At 35.0% G+C, this 17,939-nt stretch carries 19 protein-coding genes and 2 pseudogenes; 11 read left to right on the top strand and 10 right to left on the bottom strand.

Annotated features, from left to right (window positions below):
• Positions 1-121: 121 nt before the first annotated feature.
• Positions 122-742 carry a MarC family protein gene (locus V6260_RS17420; RefSeq protein WP_341595405.1) on the bottom strand — a complete coding sequence of 207 codons (621 nt, stop codon included), beginning with the start codon at positions 740-742 and terminating at the stop codon, positions 122-124.
• A 95-nt stretch (positions 743-837) separates the two neighbouring features.
• Here V6260_RS17420 and V6260_RS17415 point away from each other — a divergent pair, with 95 nt between their 5' ends.
• The 7 genes and pseudogenes from V6260_RS17415 (at position 838) to V6260_RS17385 (ending at position 7,735) form a co-directional block, all read left to right on the top strand.
• A complete protein-coding gene (locus V6260_RS17415; RefSeq protein WP_341595420.1) occupies positions 838-1,272 on the top strand; it encodes a transcriptional repressor in 435 nt (144 codons plus the stop codon).
• A gap of 81 nt (positions 1,273-1,353) precedes the next feature.
• Positions 1,354-1,821, top strand: coding sequence for a chemotaxis protein CheX (locus V6260_RS17410; protein ID WP_341595404.1), 468 nt, complete (start codon positions 1,354-1,356; stop codon positions 1,819-1,821).
• Positions 1,818-2,078 (top strand): annotated as a pseudogene (locus V6260_RS17405) (secondary thiamine-phosphate synthase enzyme YjbQ); the annotation flags it as partial. The gene V6260_RS17410 and the pseudogene V6260_RS17405, both read left to right, overlap by 4 nt.
• A gap of 106 nt (positions 2,079-2,184) precedes the next feature.
• The gene (locus V6260_RS17400) at positions 2,185-3,525 is read left to right on the top strand and encodes a site-specific integrase (protein ID WP_341595403.1); all 1,341 of its coding nucleotides are present in this window, start codon (positions 2,185-2,187) and stop codon (positions 3,523-3,525) included.
• Positions 3,518-5,407, top strand: coding sequence for a hypothetical protein (locus tag V6260_RS17395; RefSeq protein WP_341595402.1), 1,890 nt, complete (start codon positions 3,518-3,520; stop codon positions 5,405-5,407). Before V6260_RS17400 ends, V6260_RS17395 begins: the two co-directional genes overlap by 8 nt.
• Complete coding sequence (locus tag V6260_RS17390) at positions 5,407-7,410, top strand: hypothetical protein (protein ID WP_341595401.1); 2,004 nt, start codon at positions 5,407-5,409, stop codon at positions 7,408-7,410. Before V6260_RS17395 ends, V6260_RS17390 begins: the two co-directional genes overlap by 1 nt.
• The gene (locus tag V6260_RS17385) at positions 7,403-7,735 is read left to right on the top strand and encodes a hypothetical protein (RefSeq protein ID WP_341595400.1); all 333 of its coding nucleotides are present in this window, start codon (positions 7,403-7,405) and stop codon (positions 7,733-7,735) included. Before V6260_RS17390 ends, V6260_RS17385 begins: the two co-directional genes overlap by 8 nt.
• A 38-nt stretch (positions 7,736-7,773) precedes the next feature.
• Here V6260_RS17385 and V6260_RS17380 read toward each other — a convergent pair whose 3' ends face one another.
• The 7 genes from V6260_RS17380 to V6260_RS17350 form a co-directional block, all read right to left on the bottom strand.
• Positions 7,774-9,162: a hypothetical protein gene (locus tag V6260_RS17380; protein WP_341595399.1), complete on the bottom strand. Its 1,389-nt coding sequence runs from the start codon at positions 9,160-9,162 to the stop codon at positions 7,774-7,776.
• Complete coding sequence (locus V6260_RS17375; RefSeq protein WP_341595398.1) at positions 9,159-10,790, bottom strand: VPA1262 family N-terminal domain-containing protein; 1,632 nt, start codon at positions 10,788-10,790, stop codon at positions 9,159-9,161. Before V6260_RS17375 ends, V6260_RS17380 begins: the two co-directional genes overlap by 4 nt.
• A 326-nt stretch (positions 10,791-11,116) precedes the next feature.
• Positions 11,117-11,401, bottom strand: a complete 285-nt coding sequence (locus V6260_RS17370) for a hypothetical protein (protein WP_341595397.1) — start codon at positions 11,399-11,401, stop codon at positions 11,117-11,119.
• Positions 11,402-11,412: 11 nt separating this feature from the next.
• Positions 11,413-12,066: a hypothetical protein gene (locus V6260_RS17365; RefSeq protein WP_341595396.1), complete on the bottom strand. Its 654-nt coding sequence runs from the start codon at positions 12,064-12,066 to the stop codon at positions 11,413-11,415.
• A 14-nt stretch (positions 12,067-12,080) separates the two neighbouring features.
• Positions 12,081-13,136, bottom strand: coding sequence for a lipase family protein (locus V6260_RS17360; RefSeq protein ID WP_341595395.1), 1,056 nt, complete (start codon positions 13,134-13,136; stop codon positions 12,081-12,083).
• A 14-nt stretch (positions 13,137-13,150) separates the two neighbouring features.
• Positions 13,151-13,930 carry a hypothetical protein gene (locus V6260_RS17355; protein WP_341595394.1) on the bottom strand — a complete coding sequence of 260 codons (780 nt, stop codon included), beginning with the start codon at positions 13,928-13,930 and terminating at the stop codon, positions 13,151-13,153.
• 50 nt (positions 13,931-13,980) lie between these two features.
• The gene (locus tag V6260_RS17350; protein WP_341595393.1) at positions 13,981-14,316 is read right to left on the bottom strand and encodes a YegP family protein; all 336 of its coding nucleotides are present in this window, start codon (positions 14,314-14,316) and stop codon (positions 13,981-13,983) included.
• A gap of 540 nt (positions 14,317-14,856) precedes the next feature.
• Between V6260_RS17350 and V6260_RS17345 the strand changes: the two genes are divergently transcribed.
• Both V6260_RS17345 and V6260_RS17340 read left to right on the top strand, forming a co-directional pair.
• Complete coding sequence (locus tag V6260_RS17345) at positions 14,857-15,198, top strand: helix-turn-helix transcriptional regulator (RefSeq protein WP_341595392.1); 342 nt, start codon at positions 14,857-14,859, stop codon at positions 15,196-15,198.
• Positions 15,198-16,007: an ImmA/IrrE family metallo-endopeptidase gene (locus tag V6260_RS17340; RefSeq protein ID WP_341595391.1), complete on the top strand. Its 810-nt coding sequence runs from the start codon at positions 15,198-15,200 to the stop codon at positions 16,005-16,007. The genes V6260_RS17345 and V6260_RS17340 overlap by 1 nt, the downstream gene beginning before the upstream one ends.
• A 175-nt stretch (positions 16,008-16,182) precedes the next feature.
• Here V6260_RS17340 and V6260_RS17335 read toward each other — a convergent pair whose 3' ends face one another.
• The gene (locus tag V6260_RS17335; RefSeq protein WP_341595390.1) at positions 16,183-16,608 is read right to left on the bottom strand and encodes a secondary thiamine-phosphate synthase enzyme YjbQ; all 426 of its coding nucleotides are present in this window, start codon (positions 16,606-16,608) and stop codon (positions 16,183-16,185) included.
• A gap of 13 nt (positions 16,609-16,621) precedes the next feature.
• On the bottom strand, positions 16,622-16,939 hold the full coding sequence (locus V6260_RS17330; protein WP_341595389.1) for a helix-turn-helix transcriptional regulator: 318 nt from the start codon (positions 16,937-16,939) through the stop codon (positions 16,622-16,624).
• Positions 16,940-17,052: 113 nt separating this feature from the next.
• Between V6260_RS17330 and V6260_RS17325 the strand changes: the two genes are divergently transcribed.
• Together V6260_RS17325 and V6260_RS17320 are read left to right on the top strand one after the other, a co-directional pair.
• A complete protein-coding gene (locus tag V6260_RS17325; protein ID WP_341595388.1) occupies positions 17,053-17,319 on the top strand; it encodes a transposase in 267 nt (88 codons plus the stop codon).
• A 164-nt stretch (positions 17,320-17,483) separates the two neighbouring features.
• Positions 17,484-17,654: pseudogene (locus V6260_RS17320) on the top strand (YjbQ family protein); the annotation flags it as partial.
• Positions 17,655-17,939: the final 285 nt, after the last annotated feature.

Here is a 17,939-nt window from a genome sequence, read left to right as displayed (position 1 = left end):
GTGCCACAGAAAAGCGTCTATCCAAAGTACATTTATTCAAAGCAAACCTCAGGGTATTAAAGTTATTAAGCACAGCCTAAAAGGCGCTGCATTTTACACAAAAGCTTAGCGGGCATCAATGTTAAGAGAACACCTGCAAACCAAAATAATGGGCTATACCGTTTAAAATATTAGTCACTGCAACTGAACTTAAAATAAGCCCCATTATTCTGCTTATTATGCTTGCACCACTATCACCTATTAATTTATGTACGTGCGTTGCAAGAAGCAATAAAACAAGTACAACAGCCAATACTACTAGCATCATCGAAGCCGTTAGTAACTGCTCAACCCATGTATATTCTTCATTTCTAGTCATTAATACTGCGCCCAGCATAGCGCCAGGGCTTGCGATAGATGGAATTGCAAGTGGGAAAATAGCGGTTTCAGTGCTATCGCGCACACTTTTAATCTCGGTTTCAGGCTTGCTTTCACCAAAGATCATTGAAAGTGCAAAAAGCAGTAATATGATACCGCCAGCTATTTGAAACGCAGAAAGTGGAATTTCTATTGCATTTAAAAGCTGCTCTCCTGCCACTACAAAAAACATCAGTACTAATGCTGAAACCCCAACAGCTTTAAAAATTACTTTTCGTTTAAACTTATCGTCTTCTCCGCGTGTAACAGCTATAAATACAGGCACAGTACCTATAGGGTCTATTACAGCAAAAAAGAAAATAAATATAGCTAATAGTTCATGCATTATTGGGTTTCCTAAGTAAAAAGCGTTTAATAAAAACACTACAACTACAACACAATATGTTAGTATATCATGGTAGCGTAAGGATAAGAGTAATGATGAATATAGAATCACTTGTAAGTAAAGCAAAACAAGTCTGCGACAATCGGGGTGCGCGCTTTACGCCAATCCGTGAAAAAGTATTTCGCCTACTAGCCAGTGCACAAGGCGGTGTGGGTGCATATGATTTACTTGAGCAATTAAAGGTAACTGAAATAGGAGCTAAACCTGCGACTATTTATCGTGCCTTAGATTTTTTAGCTGAGCTAGGCTTTATTCATAAAATTGAAAGCACAAATGCATTTATGTTGTGCCATCATTTTGATCATATCCATCCTGTGCAATTGCTGATTTGCGATACTTGTGGCCTTGTTAAAGAATTACACTCTAGTATTATTTCACATGAACTTAATAATTTGGCCGCTGAAGGTGGGTTTGTTGTTTCAGGACAAACTATCGAAGCACATGGAAAATGTGAGTCTTGTAGAGCATAAGTACTCACAGCGTGATCCTTGAACGTTATAGTAATAATATTTTATAGCACTTTATGTACTAAATTTAAGAGAATAAGTAATATGAATGTAGAATTCATCAACCCTTTTTTATCATCTTTAATTAATGTATTGAGCACAATGGCTCAAACTCAATTAAAACCAGGTAAGCCTAGAATAAAAACTGATGAGATAGCTTGTGGTGACGTTTCAGGTCTAATTGGTATGGTTGGCCCACAGACTCGCGGCTCATTTTCAATTACATTTGATGAAAAATTAGCGTTAACTATTATGGAGCGTATGCTTGGCGATCGTCCTGACACTATAGATGAAGAAGTTACTGATATGGTTGGCGAAATTACCAATATGGTAACAGGCGGTGCAAAAAATTTATTAGGCCAAAAAGGGTTCGATTTTGATATGGCAACCCCCATTGTTGTATCGGGTAAAGATCATACAATTGCACACAAAAGCCAAGGCAAAAAAATTATCATGCCGTTTAGTAGCGATGCTGGTAATGCAAATATTGAAGTTAGTTTCGACAAGTTATGAGTTGGCACCAAAAGCAAATTATATTAAGACCTCGTCCGCGAGGTTTTCATTTAATTGATGATGAAATATTACCTCACCTTCCTGAGCTATCAAATTACAAAATAGGCTTGTTACATTTATTTATTCAGCATACCTCAGCAAGCCTTACCATAAACGAGAATGCAGACCCCACTGTTCGTATGGACATGGAGAGTCACTTTAATAAATTCGTTCCTGAACGCCAGCCTTATTATCGCCATGATTATGAGGGCGATGACGTACACTGTAGTTACAACTAAGCATAAATTAACTGTATTTATCTAAAGTGGACAATCCTTAAGATACGGCTAAACTTAGTCCACTATTCATTCAAATTGTGGGCTTATGATGCCCGATATTGCAAAGTATCTGATCAGAAATCTAGAGTTGTTTGCCCCTAATATTTGTTTTAATGCAAATAGAGAAGCTGTACTACACAAAACTACTCCGATAGATTTTCCAATTGAGCAATACTCTCACTTCCCTGCTGTGATTGATGATAAAGGAATTCCTTGGCCCCCCGCTAACCTTTATTTGTTAAGTAAACTCGAAAACATCAACATACCAAATGCAAAAACTCTTGAATCAATCGCAAACGATTTAGTCGTATTCAAACGGTTTCTAACTCAAAAAGATATTGAATATGACCATTTCCCTAAACGAAAACTAAATCGTCCTACTTATTTGTACCGAGCATATTTAGTTACCCAAGTTAGAGAAGGCCAAATATCTGTTAACACGGCAAAAAGAAAAATAAGTAGTATTGTTGGATTTTACCGTTGGCTACAGCACCAAACATCATTTAATATCAAATACCCCGCATGGAGTGAATCAGAAAGGTTTATTTCTTTTCAAGATGAGTATGGATTCACCCAATCTAAATCAATTAAACAAACAGATTTGTCCTTAAAACTTTTACCCCCAAAATATACTGAAGGGATCAACGATGGAGGAAAATTAAAACCTTTAAACAAAAGCGAGCAGCAACAGTTGGCTATTGCCTTAAAAGCAATAGGCAATATAGAGATGACTTTAATGTTCTTAATCGCATTAACATCAGGGGCTAGAATTCAGACTGTGTGTACACTAAGACTTAATATCCTTAACTCTCACCAATATCACACAGGACTCTTTGTTGTTCATACGGGAGGAAATACGTTAATAGATACAAAACTGAATAAGCCAATAACTCTTGTGATACCAGAATGGGTAGTAATCAAACTAAAAGTATATGCAAATTCAATTAGGGCTAAAAATAGGCGTAGCCTATCTAAGCATTACCAAGATGATTTTCAGTCACAATATATATTTTTAACGAAAACAGGAAAACCATATTACGTTTCAGGAAAGGATCCAAAAATCACAAATTATAATCAACCACCCAAAGGAGACGCTATTCGTCAGTTCATTAAGACCTCATTGTCTAAACAATTAGCAAATAAATTTTCTTTTCGATTTCATGACCTAAGGGCAACATTTGGCTTGAACCTAGTTGAGGAATTTTTAAGTAGATTAGATTGTGGTGAAATATCAAGGCTTGATTTACTTATGTTAGTAAAAGAACGAATGGCACATAGCAGACTGGAAACAACTGAGGGCTATTTAAATTACCGAGTTCACAATAAGCTAATTGTAAAAACTCAAAGTGAATATGAGTTATTTTTGAAAGGACTCATAGATGACTGATCAAAAGCTGACTAGTAGGAAATTAATTTCTGTTGGAATCGACTCATTATTGGAACAAATTTCAATCAATAAACTTGAACTTATTGATACCTCTTTGTTAGCAATCAAGTTCAATACTCGCAGTACTCCTTTTGATATTGGTTCATGGTGTTACCTCAAAAGAAAAAGCGGTCGTAACTCACAAAGATTTGTTCAACTTAGTAGCTTATCAGAGCACAGAAAATCAGCTATCACGAATATTCTCTACAGCATTCTGTTAGAGCTTTCTACTGGAAAGGCTGAATCTTCGATGCTTTTAGAATTAATAACTTTTGAGCGTTTTTTGTTATGGTGCGATAAAAACCACAAAATGAATGTCTTCGGTTGTTCCCTAACTGCAAGAGAAACTGTAATCTCTTACATTCAAACACTTAAACAACAAGTACGTGAGCAATCTCTATCCATCATAACAGCAGTAAGCAACCAAAATTACAGTATAAAATGGCTAGCATTGGGACTAGATATTGATCAAGCAAAACTAATTGAGGGAATATCCTTACTTAAGAAGAACATGAGTAGTGTCAACTCTGCGGTTGCACCACTAGATACGGAAGCAGAGCACCAATTAAAGTGCTATAACCAGATTTTTTTTCAAATCACAGATCTATTAACCAATTTTAAACCCCTACCATTTCTACTTCAAATGCATCACCAATCAATATGGTTAATGCCACAGAAAAAAACTTTTGCAACACCAGAAATACTATCTAAGAGAAGCGAGTGGGCTTGGCAATACAGAGCTTTAGATTATAAGAATGGACGCATTCACAAAGCAGAGGAAATTAAAAATTTTTATTCCGGAGAAAGATGCCTTGATTTTGCAAGAAGCGGAGTAAAAAATGCGCTTAAATTACAACAACAAGTAAATTCGAACCCCAGACACAATATACGAATTTTTCTTTTCAACTACGCCCAGGCAGCATTTTATAACCTATTTTTAGCAAATACAGGGATGAATTCGAGACAAGTATTCGAAATGGATTGGAGTAATAATTTTGAAACGAGTACGGAAGTTCAGGGGCTTAAAGTCATAAAATATAGAGCCAATGGAAAGTTACAACAGTTTCAAATAACAGCAACATTCATTAACACATTCAAACTGTTCTTGAAGCTGAGAAGGTTTATTCTAAACAATGAAAAATACCCAAAACTTTTTGTCAGTCATCATAACGGAAAGTTTATTGTTCAAGCACTACGTCGCGATTACCTAACCCAGTTAACGAGAACCCACCTTAGTAAGTTAATTAGTCAAAAACCCATAACCCCTAGAGAATGGAGAGCCTATAAAGCCGTTAAAATAATGGAACAAACAAAAGGGGATATTAAATTAACGTCAGAGCTACTTCAGAATACTACAATGACCTTAAAAAGGTCTTATGGAAATATTTCTCTCAAAATAGCCACCACGGAGTTTTACAACTTTTTTGACAGATTAGAACAACGCTCCAATAAGTCATATAAAAACACCCCTATTGGAAGTTGCATAGATTTGGGCAAGCCTTCATCTAAGCACCCAACAATATCACCAAACTGCAATACTTATGAGCATTGCTTGTTTTGTGAAAAATACGCTTTCCATGCAGATAGAGACGATATTTGGAAGGTACTCAGTATGAAATACATAATATTAGAAACACAGCATTTAGCGCACTCTTTAGAGCACTTTAATAATTTATTTGCCGAAACTTTATTAAGAATTGACCAGTTAATAATGAGCACTCTCAAATCACATAAGATAAGTCAGACTGATGTAGAGTTCATTAAAAATAAAGTCGAACAGGAAGAGCTTTCCCCCTACTGGCAAAACAAACTAAATTTACTAGTTGATATTGGTGTATTGTAATGATTGCTTATGATTCCGGAATTTATCAGGAAGGAACTGCTCCCGATCAATACATACCAAACGTTTCAGACAATAAGTTTATTTATCCTAACAATGACTTTGTCATCAGCCGCAATAATTATGGAGAGGCAATATCGATATATGGTGATGATACTTGGGACTTATCCCCATATAAGTTAACGATAACTGGTTGTAGCCGAATTCACTTCCACACATGGTACTCATCTTCAAATATAAACAATGAGAAAAATGTTGAGTGTTATAAATGGTTGATATTCATTCTTATTTATCTAACTCCATATAGTGGTCACGAAAACGCAAAATCCGTAGGTACTATAATATCTTACTCTATAATGATTCGTCATATACTTAAAAAGATTGCTAAAAAAAAGTACTCATTAAAAGATTTTATTCAGTCTCAAGAGCTTATTAACTCCCAAGTCAAACACCTTCCTAAAAAAGTTATTAGGATACTTCCTTCGCTTTTAAGTTATTTACTCATTTTAGGTAAAGATAAAACTGGAATAGCTTCACTCGATAAAAGCTTTATTTACTCTTTGACACATTACGTATCAAGCACTCAATTCGCATATGATCAAACACCTGTAATTCCAACAAGAATTTATTCTTCGATAATCAATGTATTAAAAAATTGTCTGGCACCCATTCTAGCTAATGAGCAAGCATTAACTGATTTTTTAGAACAAATTCAAAAAGATAAAACCTACGCTCGATCCCCTTCATCACAACGAAATTTTCGAACTTATATAAATTTAAAACAACGGGGAAACTACAATACCTTTTTTCCTGAAGCTATAAATGAATTAGGCCTAACATTATTATTTAAACTATACGAAGTAAGATCTATGGCGAACTTTCCTTCATTCTTAAAGATGGTACAAAACCTTGTTAGATTGCAAATCCATGTATACTCAGGAATGAGGCGCAGTGAAGTACTAAGCCTTAAATTTGATTGTTTGAAATACGATAATTCGCATGGAAAACCATTGTACTATTTAGAAGGTATTACCACGAAACTAACTAAATCAAAAAAGATTTGTAGGTGGATTATTGCTCCTGAGGCAGTACCTAGTATAAAGCTGTGTCAAAACATAGTAGCTAGTATTGCTAGAGCTAACAATATTACCGACCACAAACAATTCTATTTATTTACGAATGTCTCACACATAGCAAAAGCCAGCTTTAAGCCTGCTCCAGAATCAATCAGTTCCTTTTTTGTGAACTTTGATAACAACAAACTATTAAAATTGTTTGAAAGTGAAACCCTTATAGTTGAAACGGATCTAGATGAACTTAGGATGCTATGCCCCGAACGCAAATGGGACGATGAAGAAAGATTTAAAATAGGTAAACCTTGGCCTATAGCGAATCATCAATTTCGGCGTTCATTAGCATTTTATGTAGCACAGTCAGGGTTAGTCTCTTTACCATCTTTAAAACAGCAACTCAAACACGTCACTAATCAAATGTCCCTTTATTATGCTAAAGGCTCAGGAACACAATTAAACTTTTTTATGCAAAACGATAAAGAACACTTTATCGCTGAATTAGACAAAGCAAAACCTGTTGCAGACACTCTTGCTTTCATTAAATCAATTTTGGAGTCCGATGAGCCACTTAATGGTGCAGGTGGACGATATATAGAGAGATATACTAAACCTCTAACTAACACAAAAGAAAGGTTAGTCGTTCGAGAAGATATGACTAAAAAATTTAGAAATGGCGAAATTGCATATTCAGAAACGCCTCTTGGAGCATGCCTTTCAAGTGAACCATGTAATAAGAAAGCGCTGAGAGCAATATCAGCGTGTATAGATTGTGAAAAAGCGATTATTAAGCCAAGTAAGTTAAATCAAGTTATTGCTTCAATGGAAAACTTTGTTCGAAAACTAGAACCACCTTCCGTAGAACATAAATTTGAAAACGAGCAGCTGCAAGACTTAAAACGTATGCAAAAAAATATAAGGGAGCGAAATGAGTAGTCTTTTAGAGTATTTTGAAGCGTTAGAACGCCTTAAGAACGGTTCCCCAACCAACGTACCTAGAGGTACTAAAATTACAAATGATTCTGTAGCGTTGGAAGCTGGAAGAAAGAAAGGGTCAGTAAAAAGATCACGGCCAGTTTTTAAAGCTCTTATAGAAGAAATAGAGCAAGCTAAAGAAACCAAGTCATCGAAAATACATGAGCTGGAACTTAAGCTTTTAAGAGAAAAACAAAGAACGAAAGAATATAGAGAAAAGTACGAAGTTGTGCTGAATGAAAACCTCATGCTATTAAACTTTATAAACAAAAAAATTAGCGACTAAAGGTTAGTCTGAACTGGTACAACTAATACATTTAATAACTAATTAATCATATACTGGATATAGTTTTCATACTGATTCTGATAAAATACACCTTGCATTAGGCACGGTAAGTTTTTGTTTCGGCTCACTTCCTCTGCATGATGTAGCGGCTGAAACTTAGCATGGTGAAGATACCAGTAAGTAATACGTTTAGATGATGTTTGATGCCAAATGTTATCAATATTGTTTAGCTTCCCAAAGAGTTCTTCGATAAGAGCTTTTCGCTGTTTAGAATCACAACAGTCTAAATAATATCTTGTTATTGCATAGTCTAAAGCACTAGCTTTAATTTCAAATAAATGACCATCTTTATCTCTAACACCAAAATCCCAGTTATCCCAAATTCTAAAGGCGAAATCCCAAGTTAATTTTTGCTTTTCCTCATTGGCTAATTGAGAAAACGACTCAAGGCATTCCGATACGGACTTTCTGCCAATATCGTGAAAATCAACCATGTAGAGATGAATTGCTTTAAAATAGGATTGTACAGCATTTTCAGAAGTAGTTTGAGCCAGAGCTTTACCAAGGCTCAATTGTATGTGGGGATAACGTGACGGATAGGTGTTTAAAATCCTCATCCAATGCAGCCACAATTTTTCATCCTTCATAATGTTCAAGAATACTTTAGTTAATTTTTCACTCTCGGATTCACTAAGTGAGTCTTTTCCTGAAAATGGAAGTACCGATGAAATAGCACAAAACTTTAATGTTTGGTTGGAAGTGTCTAATGCAATAGTCATAGCCTTAGATTTACCCATAAGAGCCATCATCCCCCACATAAAGGGAATATCTCTCTTAACATCTAAAATAGACATGAGAGATTTTTCATCAAAATAGTACAATAAAGTAAATGCGCTCTTTAAACTATAACAAATACTGTGCTCAAAATTCTCATGACTACGATGATACTCGTCATATATTTTCGACCAGTCATTGTCAGAAACTATCTTTCTAAGATGTTCTTTTCTTTTTTCTTCATGATAACTCGTACTGAAATCAAAATGTATAACGCTTGAAAAGTTGCCAATAATGAACCTTGAACAATCAACTAATTGCTTGGGTAATTTATCACCATCACTTCTTAAAGAAGACCAAAAGTCAGAATGATTTGACACTAACCCAACAAAAAAAAATATACCTTTTACTGTGTCTAAGTCGAACTTGTTTAAGGTTTTTACTTTATGATTTAACCATTTCATTACTGTCATCGCATCCCGGCTTAACACTGAGATTTGTAACTCTTTGTTTTTTAAAATAAAACCTAAACCTGGAATAGCCTCCGCTTTTCTATACAAATCCCAAACCTTGTCACTTTGGGATAACTTAACTGCATCCTGAAATAGTTCATTCAACTGGATATCTAATCCAGTTGTTGTGCTTGTAGTCATTTTGAACCCCAAACTAAACATTCATCTTTGTCAATCTCAGCCCATAGTTCATTGAAGGCATCCAAAATCAATCTAGCATCACCACACTTTTGTAATATATGATGTTCTTGACCGAAACTATTAACCGAAGTGCCTAATGACCATGCCATTGGTAATTTATTAAAATCAGGAAAAATTAAAAACCTGTCGTGAAATTTCCACCCGTTATTGTTTCTTGGACTTCTGAATTGTAGGTCAATTCCTATTTTCATCTCTGGGGGATAAGATTCGAGTTCAATTTTATAATTATCAAAAATAGAATTAATATTATTTTTATTTTCTATTGGAGGTTCTTTTAGAGAACTAATTGCTTTCAGTGAAGAGTTAGTAAATCGAGAATGAAAAAGTGTCTTTATTATATCATTTGGTGATAGATATGGGTCCCAAAGATAAACCCCATTCTCACCATACAGATTAATTAATGACCTTATATCTAACAGTGCTTTCTCGTGTTCAATTTCTTTATTTTTACCTTTTGGATTATATTGAACAAACTCTAGGCTTTCTCTTAACTTGCCTCTGTTATTTTCGTAAATTCTAACTTTACTCCAATCAGTATTTTTTCGCGGCTTATCTCCAACAGTACTTGTCCCCGAATGAATAATCAATGGAACGGAAGAACGACTACCATCATTGTGATATAGCTCTCTTTGTTCATGTGCCATAACATTTGATGAGAAAGCAGTTGTTGTAATAAAGGAAGATGGTGCTAATGAATTAAGTGTTAGTTCACTTTCTACATCCCATATTGTTAGCCTGTAAGCCCCTTTATGATTGAATGGTATCGTGACAGATTCAGATGTTTTTGAGTAATGTACTATATGAAAATCGTCCTTGTTGAAATCATCATCCTCTTTATAACCACATATCATCAGGTCTCTAGGCTGTATATTTGAATGCCATGCTATTTTGCACTCAATTGACTTGCGATTAGATAAAAGTGTAGTTCTCGTTTGTATCGCCTTTACTGGAATTTGAAATATTACATTCCCTAATCTGTCAGATAACGATGATATATCTATTGGTAGGTACTTTAAAAGCCCGTCAGCAAGCTCTTGTAATAGTGTTGTTTTTTCAAAAAATATCGATAGTTCAGTCTTATGTTGATTTATAAGCTCAACGACATAAGAACCATTGTTAAAATTATTCTTTAATACAGAGTTTAATGGCACAGCCTCAAAAGAGTCTGGTGGAGTGAAAGTTCTTTTTTTATAACCATACTCAGGTGTTTTTACCTTTTGACCACAGCTATCCCAATTATTATCGCTTTCCGCAGTAGCAAACATCTCAATAGCTTTATTAATAGAAACTAAATATGTTTTGATTCCAATTATCCAAGAGTTCAAAATAGAAACCTTTATTGGTTTATCGTTTACAAAAACATATTCATCTAGAGTTAAATTTTTTGATTCTCTACTCTCTGCGACCATAATAGTAAAAATGTTCGTTGGCGGCGCTTCATTTTCAGTTATCGCAAATATTTCTGTGACCTCAACACAGTTATACTCACCAAGAGATTGACCAATTAAAAGCGCCTGCAAATCTTTTTCAACAGAAGAGCGATGAGCAACTTCGAGCTGTCTGTTCATAGAGTTCTCGTTCAAGCAACAATATAAGTATTATTTCATATCATGAAGTAGCTTACACTGGAAACAACAAGAAAAAGGAAAGTTAGGGCAGGCATAACACTGCTCGGTACCACCAACACTAGATATACTACTCAGCGGCTTCAGTCATACTTGACGTAATTAATGAATTGCCAAATTAGCAAGGCTGATAACTGCTTGTCAGATGAAGTCCAAACTGATTCATCGAAACTGTAAGATTAGATATTAGCTACTACATCTAATGCTTCCCCAGACATACGTTTCAAAAAGCTGCAACAGCTCTCTAGCCACGAGTAACAAAACTTAAATCATGTCAACTTTGTTAATAGCGTAAGAACAACATCAGCAAACTCTTCTGAGTTGTTAATTATTGCGTTAACTTTTCTATTTTTATTATCAGCCGATTTTACTATTTTTAATAAATTAGCTAATTTTTTAAGATCCGCTGGTTCAGGAAATAGCTCATTAATTTCATCATCAGTTAATCTCGTAATAGATGAAATATGCGATGCTAGTTTGTTATCAACAGTATCAATTGATTCGGCGATAGCTAAATCTAAGTTTTCGTCAAATTCTTCCCATTTAATAGGCATAAGAGCCTCCTTTATTTAATTGATTCTTTAATATCTTTAATTTTATTTACAAACTTACCAGCTGAATTAATTTTTTCATTTGCTTTGTTTCCATCTTCCAGCAGACTAGATACTGCACTATCAGTTTTATCGATAATCGTTGATAGTTTGTCATCAGTTACACCAATCATTTCTAAATATCGGTCTCTATTCTCGGCTAATTCTGACGCTGAAAGCAAAAAGCTAGTAATGCTATTATTAATAGCTCTAGCTTGCTCATACTCAGCTTTAATGCTTCGTGTAATATGTCTTTCTAGTTCATCGAGAGGTTGGATTAATTCAATTCGTTTTTGATTTACAACTTCTTGTAGTTTGGGTCCTGTTTTCATTAAAAACATAAGTCGTTGCTGTTTATCATCTTCTGAAACAATAGTATCCCATGCATTAACCATAAACGTTTTTTGAAAAAATTCATTAGCAAATTCAGGTAACCATACATCTTGAATAAACCGATCTACTTCGAGCCTTTTTTGATCAAAGTAACGGTTTAGTAACGTAACATTGGCACTTTCTAATGCAGATATTCTTTTTCCTAATTCACTGGATAAGCTAGGTGCTTCTGTAGGAATAGTTGTGCAGCCTGATATTAATATTAAGCAAATGGCTACCATGATGTACTTGCGCATATTTAAACTCCTTTTTAGTTTCTGTTTATTGCCACTATTGCTAATTTTTTACGATAAAGACTTATTGAATGATCTGCTAATGGTTTAGACCATGGCAATGCCTTAACGTAAAGCATTTTTATTCGATAAAAAAAGCTAACTGAGTAAAGTAGGTTTACTGCATCGTAATTACCACCCGTACAGTTAGTTAGGTAACGCATATTACCACCGTGCAAATAGCCACCAAATTTAGATAAAAGAAAACTTCTAATGCTTTTACCTATGTGTGGTATTAAGCCTAAAACCCAACCTATTGCGGAAATGGCATCAGAACCAGGGGGCATCATTGTTACGCAGTCAGCTGCATTTACAATACGATAAATAGGAGCTTTAATATTTGATATCCATTTCTCATCTCCAACTCGCGGGGAACCATACGTATAGCAAGATGCTATCCCACCAGCATGCTTTATTTTTTTAGCTGCAATTATAGCTAATGCGCCACCTAGGCTATGACCTGTTATAAATAGTGGTTTGCTTGAAAGTTCCTCTTGATCAAGAGTTCTTTGAATTTCAATTGCTACTTCGTCAAACGCACAGTTAAAACCACTATGTATATTGCCACCACTATTACATTTTATTACTGTTGCTTTAGCATCGGACTTTATATCTTTAATACTAGTTGCTTCCGTACCTCTAAAGGCTAAAGTAATAAACTTATCCGTTGATATTAAAATTGCTTGCGTACCATTAGAGTCAAACGTTTTTATAAGTTCTGCATTCAAAGAGCCCAATTCAGTGATTAACTGCTGCGTCTCAGCTTCATGATCATAGCCAACAACATCAAGTAATTTAAGCAGGCTAGGTTTCTTTGCTTTTTCAGTAAATTCCTCTAAATATTTAGCTACTAATTTTTTTTGCTGAACATTTGTAAAAAGAGGATTAAACCTTAAGTAAGCTAACTCAGAAAAACAAGCCATAAGCCATGATGTTCTATCGCTATATGCTTGACGATAAGTTGGTACTTCTTTGGTCAGTAACTTATTTACCATTTCAATTTCTAATGCATTTTTTGCTATTATATTTTTCATTTTTTTAACCCTTATTAGCTAGTCCATCGAGCGATATGTTCATTTATTAGCAAGAATGAAAGTGCGCCAAAGAAGCTGCTCAAGACAACTCCCTTTCTGCCAGAGAAGGTTTCAGTAATCCTGACCATGAAAGACCAAAATCCCTGCATTATACCTAGAGATCTTTGATTCATTAGACTTAAATAATGTATGCCAATGAATGTTGTGATTAATATTAAAACTAATAAGCACGCGACCCCTAATACATGAGTTATCATAAATTTTCTTCCATACTCACTGAGTGATTTGAAGTAGAATTTGTAAAAGCCTGCTTCTTTAGCTAATGGAGTTAATTCAGGATCAAATCGATTTTTCACTTCTCCAAGCAAATAGACTGACAAGGTCAAAAAAGTTAAAGGAAAAAGAATATAAATCCACCACTCCTGACTAGTGAAATGTCCTTTATATAGAGAGATAAGTGCCGTAGTAATGCAAAAACTTAAAACCCCAAATAATGTAAAGCTCAGATATTGGTGTACCTCTGTAGCCCAAACGGTGTATTGCCAAATAATAAATAATAAGGCCACTCCAGCAAAAACTAAAATTCCGCCATCATCATTATTTGTATTACTTCGGCTACGATCGCTATAAATAATGCGTTCTTTATAAATTTCTCGTGTTTTTATAATTGTTTTTGGTGTTTGGTAGTCCACAGATTTTGTTAACCCTGCGAATAAGACACCAAAAAATACTCCCATTAAAGGTGATAGTAGTAGACTGTGAGTAAAATTATTGTTTAACCATTGCTCAAACATACATACCTCTCAATAGAAATAGCTAGAGCGAAGCTCTAGCTATATGCTGCTTAAGTTAAATCAACTACATCTGCTTTAGGAGCATTACTTTTGACGGATTCAATACCTTTATCACGACCTTGTGCTGATTCGTACATTTCGCTGCTTGTACCAATTATTTGATGGTTATGAGCAGACTTGAGGTTAAAGTAGTATTTATCATTAGTAGACGTTAGTCGGTCATAGTTTGGATCTGCTGGTGCATTGAGCTTTACTGAATCAATACCATTATGACAATTTTGTTTGGTGGTGTAGCCTTCGCTTTTCAGAATAATCTCTGAATTAGAAGCTTTAAGGCGGAAGTAGAACTGGTTATCAGTACCAGTAAAAATTTCAAATTTAGACATGATTTAACATTCCTATAAAAGTTAATAATATTGACCAACATGGTCTTCAAATAAGGTTACTTGTATTATGGAACAACTATAGTTATGCTTAGCCACGTTCTTACGGTGTTAAAGTTTAACTACGAGGCTGTAACCTCAGTTATACTGCCTAAAAATTTAGGTCTGCAAACCCAAATTTTCATGTTCCACTGAACATAGGTATTAGCTTTTCGTTAATACCTACTTCTCTTTTGTAACTCCTCGAAATGGAGTTTTCTCACTAGTTTTTACATCCATGAACCTACCAGTAATTGAATTTCGTTTTACCCAGTGTCCGCTAGGCGTTTGAGTTTGTGAGCGACTTTTTACAGCACCATGCCGTCTGCTGTCCCCTGGTTCACCATTTTTAGCCATATTCATACCTCATTTATTAATACCAATCAAAACCGTTAGATATTTCTAACGAAAGTTAGATTAATCATTACAGTTTATCTTGTCAAGATCTATCTTTATGCTAGAGTTAGATATATCATACGTGCTTAAAAAAGGATGGGGAGCGTTATGTCGTTATCAAGCAAATTAAGAGAGCTAAGAGCTCAAAAGAAAGTTTCACTACAAGTTGTTGCCGACGCTATTGGAATTTCAAAACCACATGTATGGGAGTTAGAAAAAGGAAAAACTAAAAATCCTTCATTAGATCTTTTAAAACAGCTAGCGGAATATTATGATGTGACTATTGATTTTCTTGCTGGCGTTGGAGATACACCAATGGAAGGTCAAAAAGGTATCGCATTATTTAGAAAAATAGACGCTGATAACAAATCAGAAGAAGACCTGAAAATTATCGAGCAAGCCATAGATATGGCTTTATCGCTTATAGGAAATAAGAAAGAAGGAGAGTAATGCTTAAACTCAACACCATGGATCTGGCTGACGCTTTTACTCCAAAAGAACTCGTAGATGCAATATTTAAACAATGCCCAAATTTAAAGCCACCTATCCCAATAAAGGAAATAGCTTTAGCTGCGGGCATAAAGAAAATAGGTACCCTTAACTCTGAAAATATTGAAGGGATGCTTGTTACCGACGAAGGTAAAAATGAAGGGGTTATTTACTACAATAGCCATGAAAAACCTGTTGGTCGACAAAGGTTCACGATAGGGCATGAGCTTGGCCATTTCCTTTTATTGCATCATAATGGCATTAATGGTATTCAAACTTGTGATTCAGCCGATTTATCTTTGTCATCCAAAGATTGTATTGAAAAAGAAGCTAACGAATTTGCCCAGTTATTACTTTTACCTGATAAATTAATTAAAAATGCTTATAGGGATAAGCAACCATGTTTAACTTCCCTAGAAAAAGTTGCTGATAACTTTGAAATGAGTTTAGAAGCAACTGCAAATAAGTGTACGAAATATGGTTTAAAACCCTTCGCTCTGGTTTATTCACTTAATGGTGTAGTTAGGTACTGTTGGAAAGACCATAAAAGATTGCCTTATTACTCATCACTAAAGAAAGGCAGCCAAATGCCATCTTCAAGTCAGGCTGTAACGCTTAATTTATCAGAACAAACAATTACTCAATTTACAACAGCAAAAGCAACATGCTGGTTTAACCCAAGTCCCAAATATGACTTACCTGAAACTATACTAGAACAAACTTATTTTCAAAAACGAGGTTATAAAGTAACACTGTTAGTCGTAGAGTAATTACTTCCCATCAAAGATTTAAAAATTTCAAAAATTAAAAGGTATAATATTGAAAAGCTACTATATTTCATGGCCTTCGATGACTTAAGCACTCTGTTTTCGCCCAAGCTCGTCTCTTTAATAATGCTCAAATAACGTCTAATAACGGAATGTATTAAATTGTAAACATCCAACCCTACACTCCATTAATTGTAACAACTATTCTTCTCTTACCACCATAGTTACGATGCTCTCCAAGGAATATTCCTTGCCACGTGCCAAGCTTTAATTTTCCGTTTTGAATTGGGATATTAATAGCCCCTCCCAATATACTGCTTTTAATATGGGCAGGAAGATCATCGCTACCTTCATATGTATGCCGGTAATAAGGCTCATCCTCAGGTACACAATGTGAAAAATAACTTTCAAAGTCCTGCCTAACTGTTGGATCTGCATTTTCGTTTATTGTCAGAGATGCTGATGTATGTTGGATAAATAAATTGCACATACCAATTTTAATTGAAGAAATTTCGCTTAATTGCTGTAGGATTTCATCCGTAACTAAGTGAAAACCTCTTGGCTGAGCTTTCAAAGTAATTTCTTTCTGAATCCATTTTGACATACTGCTGCTCCATTTAATTTTTAAAGCTTTCTTGCTTCACCCTGTTTAATAGTTCTTGTTTTTTCTCTTCACTTAGGGAATCAAAGAGCAGTACCAATTCTGCCATTAAGTCAGTTTCACAGAAAAAATAATTCAATGGAACATTCAACTCATCAGCCAAACGCTTTAGCGTTGCAACATCTGGAACATGCCTTCCCTTTTCGTAGTGATTCATTCTACCGCTCGCCGAGCTCGGCTCCATGCCAATTCTAATGCCAAGCTCCTTTTGGGAGATCTTAGCTCTAGTGCGAGCACTTTTGAGGCGTTCAGGAAAAGGATTTGAAAATTGCAAAATTTGTTATTCATAACCAAGCACTATCATACTTAGATTGTCTAAGGTTTATGGTAACATGTATACTTAGGAATACTAAGCATCATACTTTAAAGTATTAGTTTGAAAGTCATATGTATAAGCAATATAACGAAAAAGAAAAACAGAAACTGGTCCAGGAAGTTGTAGAGCATGGTAATTCTGTAGCAGAAGTAGCTGCATACTACGGTGTTGCAACAAGCACTCTACATAGATGGGTAAATGAGACTAAATCTATTAAAAATATTGAGAAAGATGATGCCTCTCGTAGTCAACTAGAATCTGAAATTAAGCTGCTTGCTAAAGAAAGAGATACACTTATGCATGCTATGGCAATCTATGCGAGGGAGTTCAAGGGGTAATCCCTACATGTGAACTTTAATATGAAATAATCAACGCTAAAATTTTTAGTCTGTGTAATGTCCCTAGTCCATTTTTTCCTGATAAGGTGGACCTTTCCTGATCGCTTAGCTATTAGAAAAAACAGTAAGTTACTCGGTCCATTTTTAGCTAACTAGTGAGTACTGACGACATGCCTGCCCATATTAAAGCCAGTACGTTAGGCTGCGAGTTAAGTGTCCCTATTTCAAATGGTTATTTAGCACTAGGCACATGGCAAGGTGTTTATTTAGGTGAGCATCGTGATTCTGGTGGCTCTAGACGAGTTATAGCAACTATCCAGGGGGAGCTTTTTTAACACAAGCTTCTCGGTTTAAAATGTTAACCTCTGTTTTTCTTCAGCCATACCCTCATAGATTCAAAATACGCCACTCTATAGACGTAAATCTTAGGCGCGCGAAGTAATAATTTCTAACAACCAAAACTTTAATGCTGAATATTGCACATAGAATAAAGTAGATAAGAGAGATTTTAAATTATAATTTTATTTATGATTTTTAATACAGAGAATTTTGAAAGGATATAAAAAAATTGGAGCGGTACACGAGGCTCGAACTCGTGACCTCGACCTTGGCAAGGTCGC

It is taken from the genome of Pseudoalteromonas aliena (genome assembly GCF_038155085.1).
Lineage (GTDB): Bacteria > Pseudomonadota > Gammaproteobacteria > Enterobacterales > Alteromonadaceae > Pseudoalteromonas > Pseudoalteromonas aliena_A.
Note: the sequence above shows the minus strand (reverse complement) of the source record. Positions and strands in the feature narration are given on the sequence as shown.